Genomic DNA, 15236 nt, shown 5'->3' on the forward strand with positions numbered 1-15236 from the left:
CTCAGTTATGCAGTGTATGTGCAGGCCTCATCGCGAGCAGGCTCGCTCCCACCTTCGATCTGAAGTGAACTCAAGTTTTGCATTCACTGGAGATCAAGTGTGGGAGCGAGCCTGCTCGCGAAGGCGGCCTTACTGAGCCAACGCGATATCCACCAGCCGATACAACTCCTCACCCGCTAACGGCGCGGTAGCAAAGAGGATACGGAACACCGTCGGCGCCACCACTACATTGATCAGCCGTTCGACGCCTGGATTGGGCTCATCGGGGTAGCGATCCAGGATGATCTGCAACTGACGGCTGAGGATCCCCACGCAATACCCCGGCGTGGCGCAGGCCTGGATGTCGCGCATCATGTTGCGACCGGGCTCGGAGCTCATTTCGTCCAGGTATTGCTCAGCCCAGGCGCGCAGGTCGCCGCGCAAACTGCCGGTGTCGGCTGGTTCGCCGTCAGGGCGCATGCGCGCGATGGCGACGTCGGCCAGTAGCGCCGGCAGATCGCCCCAGCGCCGGTAGATGGTGGACGGCGTCACCCCGGCGCGCGCAGCGATTTGCGGCACGGTCAGGGTCGCGCGGTCCTGCTCTTGCAGCAGGTCGCGGACCGCCGAATGAATCGACTCTTGGACCCGGGCGCTTCGACCGCCGGGGCGTAAACCTTCTTTGATAGCCATGCGTCAGACCTTAACACAAAGAATTTGCTTTAAGCGCACGCCGGTAGCACACTTCGCAAAAGCAAAAAATTAGCTTTTGCGAGTACTCCTGTGGAGTGTGCCCATGTCCCGTCCAGCTTCGACCCGCGCCAGCCTGATATTCCTGGCGCTCACCTTGCTCGGTTTTCTCGCTGCGTCCAGCGCGCCGACGCCGTTGTATCACCTCTATCAGGAACAACTACAGTTTTCCCCGGCCGTCCTGACGCTGATTTTCGGTGTGTACGCCTTCAGTCTGCTGGCGGCCTTGCTGACAGTGGGTTCGCTGTCGGATTACCTGGGCCGCAAACCGGTGATCTTCGCGGCATTGTTGCTCAACATGCTGGCGATGCTGCTGTTCATCAGTGCCGACAGCGTTGCCTGGTTGATCAGTGCTCGGTTGATCCAGGGATTTGCCACCGGCATGGCCACCAGCGTACTGGGGGCAGCCTTGCTGGATTTCGACCGTCGCCAAGGCCCGCTGATCACCAGTGTCGCGCCGCTGTTGGGCATGGCATGCGGGGCACTGGGCTGTGGCCTGCTGGCTGAATTCGCGCCATTGCCCTTGCAACTGACGTACTGGCTGCTGTTGGGCTTGTTCCTGGCCCAGGCCGTTTACCTCTGGCGCCTGGCGGAAAGCGTCAGCCCGCAACCGGGTGCCTGGCGGTCCCTGCGGCCAACCCTGCACGTGCCGCCCCAGGCGCGGCAAGCCTTGTGGCGAGTCCTGCCACTGGACCTGGCGGCCTGGGCCGTGGGCGGTTTCTACCTGTCACTGGCACCGTCCCTGGTGCGGACGGCAACCGGATCGACCTCCAATCTGATCGGTGGCGCGCTGGTGGCGGCGCTGACCCTCAGCGGCGCGTTATCCATCTACCTCTTGCGCAACCAAGGCGCAGACAAAATGTTGCGCCTGTCCGCGAGCTTGCTGGTGATTGGCCTGGCATGGGTGCTGGTGGCGGTGCATGGCGCTAGCTTGCCATTGTTCTTCATTGGCACGCTGGTCACCGGTGGCGGCTTTGGCGCAGGATTCCTGGGCGCGCTGCGCAGCATCATGCCGCTGGCCTTGCCCCACGAACGGGCCGGCTTGATGTCGGCGTTCTATGTGCTCAGTTACCTGGCCTTCAGCCTGCCGTCGCTGCTGGCGGGGAACCTGACGCGGGTGTTCGGGTTGATCCCGACCACCGATGGCTATGGCGCGGTGTTGATTGTGCTGTGTGTCTTCGCGTTGTTGGGGTTGCGTCAATCCATGAGACCGGTCAGCGATGGCGCGCGGTCTTGAAACCAAGCATGCAGGTGCTGCTGGCGGTGGGTTAGTCTTGGTGCCTCAGCCTTTTTCCGGACGATCCCTTGAAAATCATTCGCAGCAAATCCTTCACCGGGGACCGCGCCTGGGCGGCGCTGGATATCGCCAACATGAACGGCATCACCACGCGCCTGCACTGGACCGACCAGCCGTACAAATGGCACGTCAATGACGGCGAGGAAGTCTTCGTGGTGCTCGATGGGCAAGTGCGGATGTGTTATCGGGAAGAGGGTGTCGAAAAGGAGACCTTGCTGGAGGCCGGGGACATTTTCTACGCATCGGTGGGCACCGAGCATGTGGCCAGGCCCTTGGGCGAAGCGCGAATCCTGGTGATCGAGACCGAAGGCAGCGTCTGATAGCTATCTGTGAAATCGATAACATATAGAGAAATTACCCGTTATATAGATATTCGATCCGGCTCTAGCATGGCTCCACCTCATCCGAGGACAGGAGTTCGTCATGACATGCTGCGCTGCAAAAAACCGCTTGCGTCCATTGAGCCATTTGCCCAGGCCGCTGGAGGCCATTCGCCAATTCACGCCTAACTGGTTTGCCGTGGTCATGGGTACCGGTGTGCTGGCGCTGGCCTTGGCGCAATGGCCTGGGGATGTGCCGGGCCTGCGCCTCTTGGGTGAAGGCTTGTGGTTGTTCAACACGCTGTTGTTCGTGGTGTTCGCCCTCATGTACACGGCCCGTTGGGTGCTGTTCTTCGACGAAGCGCGACGGATTTTCGGCCATTCAACGGTCTCGATGTTTTTCGGCACCATTCCGATGGGGCTGGCGACCATCATCAACGGCTTTCTGGTTTTTGGGCTGCCGCGCTGGGGGGAGGGCGTGGTGGCGGTGGCTGAGGCGTTATGGTGGATCGACGTGGCCATGTCGCTGGCCTGTGGTGTGCTGATCCCATTCTTGATGTTCACCCGCCAGGAACATCGCATCGACCAAATGACCGCCGTGTGGCTCTTGCCGGTGGTGGCCGCCGAAGTCGCGGCGGCCAGCGGCGGGCTGTTGGCGCCGCATCTGGCCGACGCCCATGGGCAATGGGTCATGCTGGTGACCAGCTACGTACTCTGGGCCTTTTCCTTGCCGGTGGCGTTCAGCATCCTGACGATTTTGCTGTTGCGCATGGCCCTGCACAAACTGCCTCACGAAAACATGGCCGCCTCGAGCTGGCTGGCCCTCGGCCCGATCGGCACCGGCGCCCTGGGCATGTTGCTGCTGGGCAACGATGCCCCGCTGATTTTTGCCGCCAATGGCCTGCCCGGCGTAGGCGAAATCGCCGCCGGGTTGGGGCTGGTGGCCGGCATCACGCTGTGGGGGGTGGGTTTGTGGTGGATGTTGATGGCGCTGTTGATTACCGCGCGCTACCTGCGTGCAGGCATTCCCTTCAACCTCGGTTGGTGGGGCTTTACCTTTCCCCTGGGTGTGTACGCGCTGACCACGCTGAAGCTTGCGGACCTGCTGGGCCTGGATTTTTTCAGCGTGTTCGGGGCTGTGCTGGTGGCGATGCTGGTGGTGATGTGGCTGATCGTCGGGCGGCGTACGGTGCAGGGCGCCTGGCACGGTGAGTTGTTTGTGTCGCCCTGTATTGCAGGGCTGGCGAAATAATCGCTAAAGACAGGTAATGTGTGGCCTGGATCGAAAAAACGTTCATTCCAATAAGCGTCCACGCCACTCAGGAACATGGAAGATGAGTCACCCTTCGCAGTTCACCTTGCTTCGCACGCGGCGTTTCCTGCCGTTCTTCATCACGCAGTCCTTGGGCGCGTTCAACGACAACATTTTCAAGCAGTCGCTGATCCTCGCCATCCTCTACAAATTGACCATCGAGGGCGACCGCTCGATCTGGGTCAACCTCTGCGCACTGCTGTTTATCCTGCCGTTCTTTCTGTTCTCGGCGTTGGCAGGGCAGTTCGGGGAAAAATTCGCCAAGGACGCGTTGATTCGTCTGATCAAGCTCGGCGAAATCGCCATCATGGCAGTCGGCGCAGTAGGGTTTCTGTTCGATCACTTATCGCTGATGCTGGTGGCGCTGTTCGCCATGGGCACGCATTCGGCGCTGTTCGGCCCGGTGAAGTATTCGATCCTGCCCCAGGCCTTGCGTGAGGAGGAGTTGGTCGGCGGCAACGGCCTGGTGGAGATGGGCACCTTCCTGGCGATTCTGGCCGGCACCATCGGCGCCGGGATCATGATGTCCTCGGCGCAATACGCACCCGTGGTGTCCACCGCGATCATCGGCGTTGCCGTGCTCGGTTACCTGGCCAGCCGCAGCATTCCGCGCGCGGCGGCGGCCTCGCCGCAAATGCGCTTGAACTGGAACATCTTCAGCCAATCCTGGGCCACCCTGAAACTGGGGTTGGGGCAAACCCCGGCAGTGTCCCGGTCGATTGTCGGCAACTCCTGGTTCTGGTTCGTCGGTGCGATCTACCTGACGCAGATCCCCGCCTATGCCAAGGAGTGGATGCACGGTGACGAAACCGTGGTGACCTTGATCCTAACGGTGTTCTCGGTGGGGATCGCCTTGGGTTCGATGCTCTGTGAAAGGCTTTCCGGGCGCAAAGTCGAGATCGGCCTGGTGCCGTTCGGCTCGTTCGGGCTCACCGTATTCGGTCTGTTGCTGTGGTGGCATTCCGGTGGAATCCCCGACAGCGTCGAGGGTCACGGTTGGCTTGAAGTGCTCGGTTTCGGTCACGCCTGGCTGGTGTTGATCGACATCCTGGGCCTGGGCATCTTTGGTGGTTTCTACATCGTGCCGCTGTACGCCTTGATCCAGTCGCGCACGGTGGAGAACGAGCGGGCGCGGGTGATTGCCGCCAACAACATTCTCAACGCGTTGTTCATGGTGGTCTCGGCCATCGTCTCCATCGTGTTGCTGAGCCTGGCAAAACTGTCGATTCCACAACTGTTCCTGGTGGTGTCGTTGCTGAACATCGGTGTCAATGCCTACATCTTCAAGATCGTCCCCGAGTTCAGCATGCGTTTCATGATCTGGCTGCTGAGTCATTCCATGTACCGCGTGGAGCATCGCAACCTGGAGGCGATACCCGATGAAGGCGCTGCGCTGTTGGTCTGTAACCACGTTTCCTTCGTCGATGCCTTGCTGATTGGCGGCGCGGTGCGTCGGCCGATTCGCTTCGTGATGTACTACAAGATCTACAACTTGCCGGTGCTGAATTTCATCTTCCGCACCGCCGGGACGATCCCGATTGCCGGGCGCCAGGAAGACATTCACATCTACGAAAAAGCCTTCAAGCGAATCGCCCAATACCTGAAGGACGGTGAGTTGGTGTGCATCTTCCCTGAAGGAAAACTGACTGGCGATGGTGAGATCAATGAGTTCAAGAGCGGACTGACCCGCATCCTCCAGGAAACCCCGGTGCCGGTGATTCCCCTGGCGTTGCAGGGGTTGTGGGGCAGCTTCTTCAGTCGCGACCCGGCCAAAGGGCTGTTTCGTCGGTTCTGGTCGCGGGTGACGCTGGTGGCGGGTTCGGCTGTGGCGGTGGAAGTGGCTGAGCCGGCGAAGTTGCAGGCGTTGGTGGGGGAGTTGCGTGGGACTGTCCGCTAGAACGAAAAACTGTGGGAGCAAAAAGCTTATGGGAGCAAGCCCTATGGGGTTAAAACCTGTGGGGAGCAAGTTCTGTGGGATTAAACTTGTGGGAGCAAGGTCTGTGGGAGCAAGGCTTGCCCGCGATAGCGATCGCAAGGACGCCATCGCGAGCAAGCTTTGCTCCCACAAGTTTGCTCCCACAGACCTTGCTCCCACAGGTTTAATCCCACAGACCTTGCTCCCATAGGTTTGGCTCTTGCAGGAAAATTCAGGTGCTGACCTTGAGCCCGATCAATCCTGCAACGATCAACGCCACGCTGGCCAGGCGCACCAGCGCCATCGACTCACCAAACAAAATGATTCCGGCGATCACCGTGCCCACGGCACCGACCCCGGTCCAGATCGCGTAGGCGGTACCCAGCGGCAGTTCCTTCATCGCCAGGCCGAGCAGGCCGAGGCTGATCGCCATGGCGGCGATGGTCAGTGCAGTGGGGAGAGGGCGGCTGAAGCCGTCGGTGTATTTCAGGCCGACAGCCCAGCCGACTTCGAACAGGCCGGCAAAAAACAGAATGATCCAGGACATCACGCACCTCATCGATGTGTGGGGTCGTCCCCGGATAATGAACGCTATGGCGTTGCGAGGTCGTCCCCGCATTGGGCGCAAGAGTGCCCAATGCTGACGATTCGGTCAAGATTGTCCTTCAATCTGCCGCTTGACGGGCCAGTAGCTCACGGTCCTGTTTTTCGCTCATGCGCCGGAAGTAAGTCGAGAGCAGGGCGCCGGAAATGTTGTGCCAGACGCTGAACAGCGCGCTGGGCACCGCCGCCAGTGGCGAAAAGTGCGCGCTCGCCAATGCCGCGCCCAGGCCGGAGTTCTGCATGCCCACCTCCAATGACAGAGTTTTGCGCTGGGCCAACGGCAAGCCGAACAAACGCCCGGTGAAGTACCCCAGCAGATAACCGAAGCTGTTGTGCAGCATCACAATGGCCATGATCAGCAGGCCGGATTCGGCGATTTTCGCCTGACTGGCCGCTACCACCGCCGCCACAATGATCACGATGCTCACCACCGATATCAGCGGCAGCACGTCTATGGCATGGCGAACCCTGGGTCCCAACAGGCGTTGGGCAACGATGCCCAATGCGATCGGCACCAGTACGATTTGCAGGATCGACCAGAACAGCGCCGAGAACGACACCGGCAACCAGGCCGAGGCCAGCAGCCAGATCAGTGCAGGGGTCAGCAGAGGGGCAAGCAGGGTCGTGAGGGCGGAAATCGCCACGGCCAGGGCCAGGTCACCGCGAGCCAGCCAGGTCATGACATTGGACGATGTGCCGCTCGGGCAGCAACCCACCAGGATCACGCCGACGGCGATCTCCGGCGGCAGACTGAACACTTGGCAAAGCAGCCACGCCGTACCGGGCATGATCACGAATTGGGCAACCACGCCCAAGGCTACGCGTCCCGGATGACGGGCCACTTCGGCGAAGTCTTCCAGCTTGAGTGCCAGGCCCATGCCGAACATCACCAGGCCCAGCAGCGGCACGATGGCGATTTTCAGGCCGACGAACCACTGCGGTTGCAGGAATGCCAGTACCGCGAAAAACAGTACCCAGTAAGCGAAGGTATTGCCGACAAAACGGCTCAATGCAGCCAATGCGCGCATGACCTGATCCTTATTATTAAGAACACCACAAAACCCAATGTGGGAGCGGGCTTGCTCGCGAAAGCGGAGTGTCAGTCAACATCATCGTTGAATGTCAGTCAGTCTTCGCGAGCAAGCCCGCTCCCACACTAGAGATCAACAGTCTTTAGATCCCCTGCGGAATCTCTTCCCCACCCAAGGCTTCAACCAGCGCCGGCAGGAACTCGCCGAACGTCAACATCATCAGCGTGAAGCTGGCGTCCAGTTGGCCGAGGGCTTCGTCGCCACCGTCCTGCTCTGCCTGGTCCTGCAGCAGGTCTTCGAACTTCAGGCGCTTGACCACCATCTTGTCGTCGAGCACGAAGGACAGCTTGTCCTGCCAGGCCAGTGACAATTGCGTCACCACCTTGCCGGTATTCAGGTGCAGCTGGATTTCGTCGCTGGTCAGGTCCTGGCGCTTGCAGCGCACGATGCCGCCGTCTTCGTGGGTGTCGCGCAGTTCGCATTCATCCAGCACGAAGAAATCGTCTGCGGCTTTCTGGGTCTTGACCCAGTCGGTCATGGTGGCGGTCGGGGCCATCTTGACCGTCAGCGGGCGTACCGGCAGCGAGCCGATGACTTCGCGCAGGGTGGACAGCAGGTCTTCGGCGCGTTTCGGGCTGGCCGAGTTCACCAGGATCAGGCCCTGTTTCGGCGCGATGGCGGCGAAAGTGGACGAACGACGGATGAACGCACGCGGCAGGAACGCCTGGATGATTTCATCCTTGAGCTGGTCCCGTTCCTTTTTATAGACCTTGCGCATTTGCTCGGCTTCGATCTCTTCGACCTTTTCCTTCAGGGCATCGCGTACGACGCTGCCCGGCAAGATGCGTTCTTCCTTGCGCGCGGCGATCAGCAGGAAATCCTGGCTGACGTGCACCAGCGGTGCGTCTTCGCCTTTGCCAAACGGCGCGACGAAACCGTAAGTGGTCAACTCCTGGCTTGCACATGGACGCGCCAGTTTGCTGGCCAGTGCAGTTTCCAACGCCTCGGCATCAAAAGGCAGATCTTGGGTCAGGCGATAGATAAGCAGGTTTTTGAACCACATGGGGTGAGTCTCTCCTTTATACAAAGGGGGGCATTATTCTCTTCGCGGCGCCATAGGCCAACCCTTCGCTAAGCCTTTGGAAGGCCTGAAAAAATTAATTTAAAAAGTGCTTGCCAGCTTAAAGAGTGCTCCGTAGAATGCGCGCCACACCGAAAGCGAAGGGTGATTAGCTCAGCTGGGAGAGCGTCTGCCTTACAAGCAGAATGTCGGCGGTTCGATCCCGTCATCACCCACCATTCGTTCAACGTGTTACGCGCAGCGGTAGTTCAGTCGGTTAGAATACCGGCCTGTCACGCCGGGGGTCGCGGGTTCGAGTCCCGTCCGCTGCGCCATATTCGGTAACCTGGAACACTGAACGCCAGGTCACCACGGAAAGCCCGCTAACGCGGGCTTTTTGCTGTTTGCAGTTCCTGCGGTGTGCGTTGCTCATGTTTTTTTGCTGAATTTGCTAATTAAATCAGCACGTTACAAAAAACTGTGAGAGAATGCGCCCCGCATCGAAAGTGAAGGGTGATTAGCTCAGCTGGGAGAGCGTCTGCCTTACAAGCAGAATGTCGGCGGTTCGATCCCGTCATCACCCACCAAACTTTCAGTGTTACGCGCAGCGGTAGTTCAGTCGGTTAGAATACCGGCCTGTCACGCCGGGGGTCGCGGGTTCGAGTCCCGTCCGCTGCGCCATATTCGGTTATCTGGAATGCTGAACGCCAGGTGACTACTAGAAACGACGCTTTTCCTTTGCGAGGGAAGAGCGTCGTTTTTTTTTGTTCTCTTTTTTGTGGGTATATCCGTTGCTGCGGTTACGGCCACTAATGGTTCCGCTCTTACAGCGGGTCACTTTTGGCGCTCCTCCAAAAGTGACCCGCCGTCAGGGCGGAACCCTAAGTAGCCGTTACCGAAGAAACGGATATACACCCAAAACCCATCGTCTACTGCTCAGCATTCCGCCGATGACGATAATCGCTGACCGCCTCATACACCGCCTTACGCAAGCGATTGATCCCACCAATAGGCCGGTGCGCCTCAATCCCAAACCAAGGATTGAACGACTGATTATCACAAGCCAGATTCAGCTTGGGCGTATCAAAATCCTGAGCCGGCACCTTAATGCGTGCCACAGTCTCGAACGGTGCATCACTTTCCTGCCATTCAATACTGGTGTCTTCGATCGGCATGTACTTGCTCGGATCCTGACGCTGGATCTGCAAGACAAAACACGCCGGCACCCGGTCGGTGGACAACTGCTGGTTCAATGCGCTACGCAAGAAATTCGGCAGGTCCTGGTTCTGCGGAGGCAAGGTGTAGCTTGGGCAACTGTCCGGGTCCGGTGCGACGCGAAACTTGGCGTTGGCCTCACCGAACTTGTAAGGCGATACCGAGAAGTAAGTGGTCTGGGTCGGGCTGGCCGGAGCCGGCGAGAGGGTCGCCAGGGCGATGAATAAATGCCGAATCTGCCAGCTGCGCGGGTCCAGGCTTGGAAAGAAAGCCATCGCCTTCTTCCCGTCAGCCTGAGCGGCCACATTCTGACGGTACTCGGCGACATCACTGACGAAGAAGTTCGGATGATTGAACATCACGAAATCCTGCTCACCCTGTGATTGCCGGTCAGCGAGCAGTTGCTTGCCCGGTACGTTCATCAGCTTGATCGCCATCCCTCGTGCATCGCGCAGGCTATCGAATTGCGGATAGGCGTTGCCGTTGGACAGGCGAATCGTCGCCTGCCAGACCTTCCCCGGTTCGGCAAATACCCCTTGGCGCAACGCTGCCGGCAGGTCGCTCGGCACCTGGACTTCGGCCATGACGCACCCGTGCGCTTTGGCATGGGCATCGCGCAGGTAGCGCGTGCTTTCGCGGTGCTGCTCGACGATGCGAATAGCGGTCTGGATGATGTCCTGGGTCATGGCCGCTTCGCCGGGCGCAACCTGTTCCTTGTCCGGGACCGGTCCCTTGTGTTGCCAGGCAAACCAGGCCGTGGACAGTGCCCAGCCGAGCAGCCCGATGCCCAGCAGCCACAGGAGCGTCTTGCCCAAAAAGGCACCGAGGCGCAGCCAGAGCGTGATCAACATTGAAACTTCCTTTTACCGGTGGGGTTCATCATTACAGTTGCGACTCCAGTGGCCCGCCCAGCACCTTTAAATACTCCAGCAACGCCCAGCGTTCCTGCGGTTGCAGCAGACGCCCAATGACGCCGTTGCCGCGCTCGCCCGCGCGGAATTCATGGCCACTGTTGTGGTTGCCAGTGATCCGGGTATCGAAGAGAAATGCGTTGGTGAAGGCTTCGGTGCGATAGCCCAGGTGACGCGGGTCGTATTCGTAATTGCCTTTATAGAACGTGGTCGCGCGCTCGTCCTGGGGGGACAGCAGTTGATAGATCGTCGGCACCGAGCCGTTGTGCAGGAACGGTGGCGTGGCCCAGACGCCCGCCAGCGGCCGGGCCTTGTAGGCGCGCAATTCACGTACGCCGATGGGCAAGCCGAAACCGTCCAGGGCCGGGCGCTCGGCGGGGGTGACGCCGGCGTCGCGGTAAGCGCGGTTTTCGACGAATGCCGTGACATAGGCCAGGCCTTTGGCGACCGAGAGTTGGCTCAAGTCCAGCGGCTCCGTCGGGGTCGGGTGCAGTTGCACGTCCAGCTTCGCCAGCTCGGCCGGATCCCATTGCAGGCTGGTCAGGTCGTAGCGGTGGTCGGCGATGTTATTGGCGGTGCCCGGGTCGGTGCCGATCACTTGTACGGGGAGCATGTGCAGTTGTTGGACCGGCCTGTCAGGCCCCTGAACCACTTTGGGCACATGGCAGCCGGCGCAGTTTTCGGTAAACAGGGCCCGGCCCTTGGCCGCCAGCGGTTTGTCGATCGAGCCCAGCAGCGCTTCCGGCCACACGGGCGGCTTGAGCAGTTGTAGGGTCTCTTCGATCTTGTTCAAGTCGCGCACACGCACGCTGGAGGGGTAGCGCGCATCGCCTTGCAGCGGTTTGCCTTGGGCGTCGAAGAAATTCAGCGTGGCCCCGACCCCCAGCGCCTCACCGACGTTGCGGGCCATCGGTTGCTGGGCCGATCCGTTCCACTGGACCCAGTCGAATGTCCACATTTCCCACAACTGCGGGTAATCCACCGGTGCGTTGGCCACCCGGTAGTTTTGCGGCGAAATGGCGTCGCCGAAGCTGGCATTGGCGATGCGACCGAAGGCGTCGGTGCGGCCAGGGCCTTCTTCGGTGGGGTAGAGGCCGCGATGGGTGTCATTCCAGGCCACCCGCAGGAACGTGTCCAGGGAAACCTTGAACGCCTTGCGCAATTCCTCATGGCGGGCGTCGTAGTCCTTGCCCAGTACTTGGCGGGCGAAGCGCTCGAATTTCCAAGGGTTGTAGTAGGTAGACGCCAGACTGGCGACCAATGCCTGCCCGAAACTGCCACCGCGCAATGTAGGAACACTGGAAGGCAGCACGTGTTGAGCCGAGCCACCATCGATTCGTATCGCCTGGCCCTTGAAGCGCAATTCGCCGGTATGACACGCCGCGCAGGTGATATCGAGGTATTGGTCGGTGCTGCCCGGATTCTGGTGCCGGGCAAACCCTACCGGCAAGTTGCCGGGATTGGCCGACGAGGCTTTCTGCGCCGGATCGATCAGGAAGCCGAAGCGCGCCAGGTACTCTGGCGATGCGAAGCGTTGTTGCGAAAACGGCAGTTCGAGGGCGGTGAACCAGTCGTAGCGCAAGCCTTTGACCTGGGTGCCCTGGGGCGTGAAGTAATACGTCTGGCGCTCGGCGGCGCTCCATTGATCCAGGTAGTGCACCTGTTCGATGGGCGTATAGAACGGCAAGCGAGGATTGGCGACGTAATAAAGCACCACGGCCACGACGACGATCAGCAGCGCGAGGAGCAGCAAGAGAATGCGAGAGAGGAGGCGCACGGTAACGTCCTTGTTTTTTTTTGATAAACCCTTATGCCTCAGTGCTGCGCGTCGGGCAAGTGGCCATTACCCTGGCCTGTGGAGGAGCGGCAATTTGCCCCTGTACGTAACAGATGACAGATGCTTCATTCGTCCAGGCTTAAAAAGCGTTTGCAGACCTGAACTTATCATTACTTTGTGGCTCACATGCCGGTAGCCATTGGTCGTGGCCGCCTGATAAGCTCGCGGCTTTATTCGATTGCCCTTTAGGCGCATGAACAAGGAAATAGCATGAAACAGCATCGGTTGGCGGCGGCGGTGGCCCTGGTTGGCCTGGTACTCGCGGGTTGCGACTCGCAGACCAGCGTAGAGCTGAAGACCCCGGCGCAGAAAGCTTCCTACGGTATTGGCCTGAACATGGGCAAGAGCCTGGCTCAGGAAGGCATGGATGACCTGGACTCCAAAGCGGTCGCCCAGGGCATCGAAGATGCCGTCGGCAAGAAAGAACAGAAGCTGAAAGACGAAGAACTGGTCGAAGCCTTCGCCGCGCTGCAAAAGCGTGCCGAAGAGCGCATGGCCAAGATGAGCGAAGAGTCGGCAGCTGCCGGCAAGAAATTCCTCGAAGAAAACGGCAAGAAAACCGGTGTCACCACCACCGCTTCCGGCCTGCAGTACGAAGTGGTCAAGAAAGCCGACGGTCCACAGCCTAAGCCGACCGACGTAGTGACTGTTCACTACACCGGCAAGCTGACCAACGGTACTGTGTTCGACAGCTCCGTTGAGCGTGGCAGCCCGATCGACCTGCCGGTCAGCGGCGTGATCCCGGGTTGGGTCGAAGGCCTGCAACTGATGCACGTCGGCGAGAAGTACAAGCTGTACATCCCGAGCGACCTGGCCTACGGCGCCCAGAGTCCGAGCCCGGCCATCCCGGCCAACTCGGTCCTGGTGTTCGACCTGGAACTGCTGGCGATCAAGGATCCGGCAAAAGAAGGCGCAGCCAAGTAATCGCGTCTGCTATAACGACAACGCCTCGCTTATGCGGGGCGTTGTCGCATCTGGGCTTCGGCAAAATGGCAAAAAAACCGAACGCACGATGCAGGGTATAGTCATAGGCAATACAGGCGCTGTGCTAGACGCAGTCAGCCGGTCAAGTCAATGAAATATTGGGTTTTTTTATGTGAGTAAAAAACGCCCGATCTAAGCCGGGCCCTTATGAAACGGGGGCTTCAGCGGTGAAATGCAGCTCTGTTCACAAGGTTATCCACAATTTGTGTGGATAACATTTCAGTGGGAGAAAAAATGAAGGCCCCGTGGAATTTTGCGCGATTTCTGCCCTTGGCAGGCCGCCTGCTGGCCCGCGGTCGATTGCCGACGTTGCTGTTCGCCGTTGCCAGCAAAGGTGCCCGGGAGGGCGGACGGCTGGGCAAGCTCAAGGAGGACCTGCGTCTGTTGCAGGCCTTGTGCCTGGCCTACTGGCGAGGCGAATACCGTGCTGTCAGCGCCAAGTCGATGCTGTCGGTGGTGGCAGGGCTGATGTATTTCCTCAGTCCCCTGGATGCGATTCCAGACATCTTGCCGATGTTTGGCATGTTCGACGACATCGCGGTGCTGGCATGGATCATGAAAACCCTCGACGTTGAACTCGAGGCATTCCGCGCCTGGCGTTATCGGCAATCGCCCGAGAAGCTTGCACAGGTCGAAAGGCTTCCCGATACCCCGGAACAACTCCAACTCCAAGGTCAGAAAAAAACCTGATTCGGTAGCACTTACCCCAGAGAATTCATCGCCCCGCGACCTTAGCCGGTATTAGGATTACACTTCCCAGAAAAAAGGCTGACTCGCTAAGTGTTGTTGTCCTACGGGGTAGACATGGATATTCAAATAATCACACGTGACGGAGAGCCCGAATACGCGGTTTTGCCGTGGGATCAGTACCAGTCGTTGTTGAAGGCAGCAGGCATCGATCAAGCTCCGCCGCGCGAAGCGACAGTCCGTCACGCGGCGGCACCGGGCCAGGTTCTCCCTGGCCTGGATCAATTACGCAGTTTACGCGAAGGGAAGGGCATCGCCATCGAGGCGCTGGCCCGCACGGTAGGTATCAGCCCGTCTTATCTGGCCTTGATCGAGAGCGGCGAGCGTCAGCCCGATGCCGCGATTCGGCGCAGTCTGGCCTGGGAGTTGACGGTGCCGGGTTGGAGGGAAGAATCGTGAGCGTACGCATCAGTCGGCAGCATTGGGATGGGTTGTTGGGTGAGTTGGACCAGGCGCGTCGCCAGCGCCATTTATTGACCTACCGCGCCTTGCTCGAGCGTTTGCAACTGCCCAGCCCGGCCATGCAGACCTTGACCGCGGCCCTTGAACACCTGGCGGCGCTGGACGCACGGGCGGAACAGCCGCTACGCAGTTCGTTGGTGATCAGCCAGGGCGCCAGTCGGTTGCCGCGCACGGGGTTCTTTGAGTGCGTTGAACGCCTGGGCCGCTTTTCCGGGCCTTCCGATGGCGTGGCCGCCGCCTCCTGGCACGCTTCGGAAGTGGTTCGGGTATTTGAATACGAGTACCCCGAATCGGCGGAGGCCTGAGTGCTCTGGCGACTCAAGGCGCGGGCCGGTTACTGGCTGGCGCGTCGGTTGTTTCATTGGCCCTGGTTCGTCCGCCAGCCGCGTGGCTGGACCTGGCTCGAGGGTCAGTTCTCGCGCATGGCGAACCTGGGCGACGTCGGTGCGCAAAGCTTCTATGGGCATATCCTCACGTTTCGCGGCCAAGGGCTGGGCGCTCGGGAAGAAGGGATTCGCCTGTTGCGGTTGGCGGCACTGGCCGGTGATGGCAAGGCCGCCTACCAGGTCGGCGTGATCAGCCTGGCCGGTACAACCAGCAAGGCGCCGGACCCGGTGGAAGCGGCACGTTGGTGGACCTTGGCGGCGAAAGCCGGGCACCCGCTGGCCGAAATCAAGCTCAAATCACTTGAAACTCGCGATATCTAGGGTTATCCACAGGCGATTCGTTGTGCAGCTCGGACGAATTTAGCGAATCGCCCTACGCGCTCTGTCTCCTTCCCCTGACTTAATTCCCCTGTCATCCCCGGCAAAGTCT

15 protein-coding genes and 4 tRNA genes are annotated in these 15236 nt (G+C 59.9%); 13 read left to right on the top strand and 6 right to left on the bottom strand.

What is annotated here, in order from left to right; all coding sequences use genetic code 11:
* Window positions 1–129 precede the first annotated feature (129 nt).
* Window positions 130–669 (bottom strand): TetR/AcrR family transcriptional regulator, encoded by a 540-nt coding sequence (locus B0E42_RS02845; RefSeq protein ID WP_053189688.1) that lies wholly within the window; start codon window positions 667–669, stop codon window positions 130–132.
* 103 nt (window positions 670–772) lie between these two features.
* On the opposite strand from B0E42_RS02845, the gene B0E42_RS02850 reads away from it, so the two are divergent.
* From B0E42_RS02850 to B0E42_RS02865, 4 genes are all read left to right on the top strand, one after another.
* On the top strand, window positions 773–1963 hold the full coding sequence (locus B0E42_RS02850) for an MFS transporter (protein WP_077505589.1): 1191 nt from the start codon (window positions 773–775) through the stop codon (window positions 1961–1963).
* A 68-nt stretch (window positions 1964–2031) separates the two neighbouring features.
* On the top strand, window positions 2032–2343 hold the full coding sequence (locus tag B0E42_RS02855) for a cupin domain-containing protein (protein ID WP_018604299.1): 312 nt from the start codon (window positions 2032–2034) through the stop codon (window positions 2341–2343).
* Between the two features lie 103 nt (window positions 2344–2446).
* Entirely contained in the window at window positions 2447–3595 is a 1149-nt protein-coding gene (locus B0E42_RS02860) for a TDT family transporter (RefSeq protein ID WP_077505591.1), read from the top strand.
* Between the two features lie 82 nt (window positions 3596–3677).
* On the top strand, window positions 3678–5552 hold the full coding sequence (locus tag B0E42_RS02865; protein ID WP_024618200.1) for an MFS transporter: 1875 nt from the start codon (window positions 3678–3680) through the stop codon (window positions 5550–5552).
* Window positions 5553–5802: 250 nt separating this feature from the next.
* Here the strand turns inward: B0E42_RS02865 and sugE are convergent, their stop codons facing one another.
* The 3 genes from sugE to rdgC form a co-directional block, all read right to left on the bottom strand.
* A complete protein-coding gene (gene sugE / locus B0E42_RS02870; protein WP_014339708.1) occupies window positions 5803–6117 on the bottom strand; it encodes a quaternary ammonium compound efflux SMR transporter SugE in 315 nt (104 codons plus the stop codon).
* 118 nt (window positions 6118–6235) lie between these two features.
* Window positions 6236–7201 (bottom strand): bile acid:sodium symporter family protein, encoded by a 966-nt coding sequence (locus B0E42_RS02875; RefSeq protein ID WP_018604296.1) that lies wholly within the window; start codon window positions 7199–7201, stop codon window positions 6236–6238.
* A gap of 145 nt (window positions 7202–7346) precedes the next feature.
* Window positions 7347–8267 carry a recombination-associated protein RdgC gene (gene rdgC / locus B0E42_RS02880; RefSeq protein WP_014339706.1) on the bottom strand — a complete coding sequence of 307 codons (921 nt, stop codon included), beginning with the start codon at window positions 8265–8267 and terminating at the stop codon, window positions 7347–7349.
* 160 nt (window positions 8268–8427) lie between these two features.
* On the opposite strand from rdgC, the gene B0E42_RS02885 reads away from it, so the two are divergent.
* From B0E42_RS02885 to B0E42_RS02900, 4 genes are all read left to right on the top strand, one after another.
* Window positions 8428–8503 (top strand) — tRNA-Val (locus B0E42_RS02885).
* A 19-nt stretch (window positions 8504–8522) separates the two neighbouring features.
* A tRNA-Asp gene (locus B0E42_RS02890) sits at window positions 8523–8599 on the top strand.
* Between the two features lie 176 nt (window positions 8600–8775).
* Window positions 8776–8851 (top strand) — tRNA-Val (locus B0E42_RS02895).
* A gap of 17 nt (window positions 8852–8868) precedes the next feature.
* Window positions 8869–8945, top strand: a tRNA-Asp gene (locus B0E42_RS02900).
* A gap of 248 nt (window positions 8946–9193) precedes the next feature.
* Here B0E42_RS02900 and B0E42_RS02905 read toward each other — a convergent pair.
* Window positions 9194–10330 carry a catalase family protein gene (locus B0E42_RS02905; protein WP_053182183.1) on the bottom strand — a complete coding sequence of 379 codons (1137 nt, stop codon included), beginning with the start codon at window positions 10328–10330 and terminating at the stop codon, window positions 9194–9196.
* Window positions 10331–10361: 31 nt separating this feature from the next.
* Window positions 10362–12167, bottom strand: a complete 1806-nt coding sequence (locus tag B0E42_RS02910) for a di-heme-cytochrome C peroxidase (RefSeq protein WP_077505593.1) — start codon at window positions 12165–12167, stop codon at window positions 10362–10364.
* Between the two features lie 270 nt (window positions 12168–12437).
* Between B0E42_RS02910 and B0E42_RS02915 the strand changes: the two genes are divergently transcribed.
* The 5 genes from B0E42_RS02915 (at window position 12438) to B0E42_RS02935 (ending at window position 15127) form a co-directional block, all read left to right on the top strand.
* The gene (locus B0E42_RS02915) at window positions 12438–13151 is read left to right on the top strand and encodes an FKBP-type peptidyl-prolyl cis-trans isomerase (RefSeq protein WP_018605396.1); all 714 of its coding nucleotides are present in this window, start codon (window positions 12438–12440) and stop codon (window positions 13149–13151) included.
* Window positions 13152–13445: 294 nt separating this feature from the next.
* Window positions 13446–13901: a YkvA family protein gene (locus tag B0E42_RS02920; protein WP_018605394.1), complete on the top strand. Its 456-nt coding sequence runs from the start codon at window positions 13446–13448 to the stop codon at window positions 13899–13901.
* 114 nt (window positions 13902–14015) lie between these two features.
* Window positions 14016–14357, top strand: coding sequence for a helix-turn-helix domain-containing protein (locus tag B0E42_RS02925; protein ID WP_003204574.1), 342 nt, complete (start codon window positions 14016–14018; stop codon window positions 14355–14357).
* Window positions 14354–14725 carry a hypothetical protein gene (locus tag B0E42_RS02930; RefSeq protein ID WP_003179080.1) on the top strand — a complete coding sequence of 124 codons (372 nt, stop codon included), beginning with the start codon at window positions 14354–14356 and terminating at the stop codon, window positions 14723–14725. Before B0E42_RS02925 ends, B0E42_RS02930 begins: the two co-directional genes overlap by 4 nt.
* Window positions 14726–15127: a sel1 repeat family protein gene (locus B0E42_RS02935; RefSeq protein ID WP_077505595.1), complete on the top strand. Its 402-nt coding sequence runs from the start codon at window positions 14726–14728 to the stop codon at window positions 15125–15127. It abuts the gene before it with no gap.
* Window positions 15128–15236: the final 109 nt, after the last annotated feature.

The organism is Pseudomonas sp. A25(2017) (genome assembly GCF_002001065.1).
In the GTDB taxonomy this organism is placed as follows: domain Bacteria; phylum Pseudomonadota; class Gammaproteobacteria; order Pseudomonadales; family Pseudomonadaceae; genus Aquipseudomonas; species Aquipseudomonas kilonensis.

Bases quoted from the DNA above. Each gene is read 5' to 3' on its own strand.
- B0E42_RS02845 (WP_053189688.1), bottom strand. From the start codon at position 669: ATGGCTATCAAAGAAGGTTTACGCCCCGGCGGTCGAAGCGCCCGGGTC.
- B0E42_RS02850 (WP_077505589.1), top strand. From the start codon at position 773: ATGTCCCGTCCAGCTTCGACCCGCGCCAGCCTGATATTCCTGGCGCTC.
- B0E42_RS02860 (WP_077505591.1), top strand. From the start codon at position 2,447: ATGACATGCTGCGCTGCAAAAAACCGCTTGCGTCCATTGAGCCATTTG.
- B0E42_RS02865 (WP_024618200.1), top strand. From the start codon at position 3,678: ATGAGTCACCCTTCGCAGTTCACCTTGCTTCGCACGCGGCGTTTCCTG.
- sugE (WP_014339708.1), bottom strand. From the start codon at position 6,117: ATGTCCTGGATCATTCTGTTTTTTGCCGGCCTGTTCGAAGTCGGCTGG.
- B0E42_RS02875 (WP_018604296.1), bottom strand. From the start codon at position 7,201: ATGCGCGCATTGGCTGCATTGAGCCGTTTTGTCGGCAATACCTTCGCT.
- rdgC (WP_014339706.1), bottom strand. From the start codon at position 8,267: ATGTGGTTCAAAAACCTGCTTATCTATCGCCTGACCCAAGATCTGCCT.
- B0E42_RS02905 (WP_053182183.1), bottom strand. From the start codon at position 10,330: ATGTTGATCACGCTCTGGCTGCGCCTCGGTGCCTTTTTGGGCAAGACG.
- B0E42_RS02915 (WP_018605396.1), top strand. From the start codon at position 12,438: ATGAAACAGCATCGGTTGGCGGCGGCGGTGGCCCTGGTTGGCCTGGTA.
- B0E42_RS02920 (WP_018605394.1), top strand. From the start codon at position 13,446: ATGAAGGCCCCGTGGAATTTTGCGCGATTTCTGCCCTTGGCAGGCCGC.
- B0E42_RS02925 (WP_003204574.1), top strand. From the start codon at position 14,016: ATGGATATTCAAATAATCACACGTGACGGAGAGCCCGAATACGCGGTT.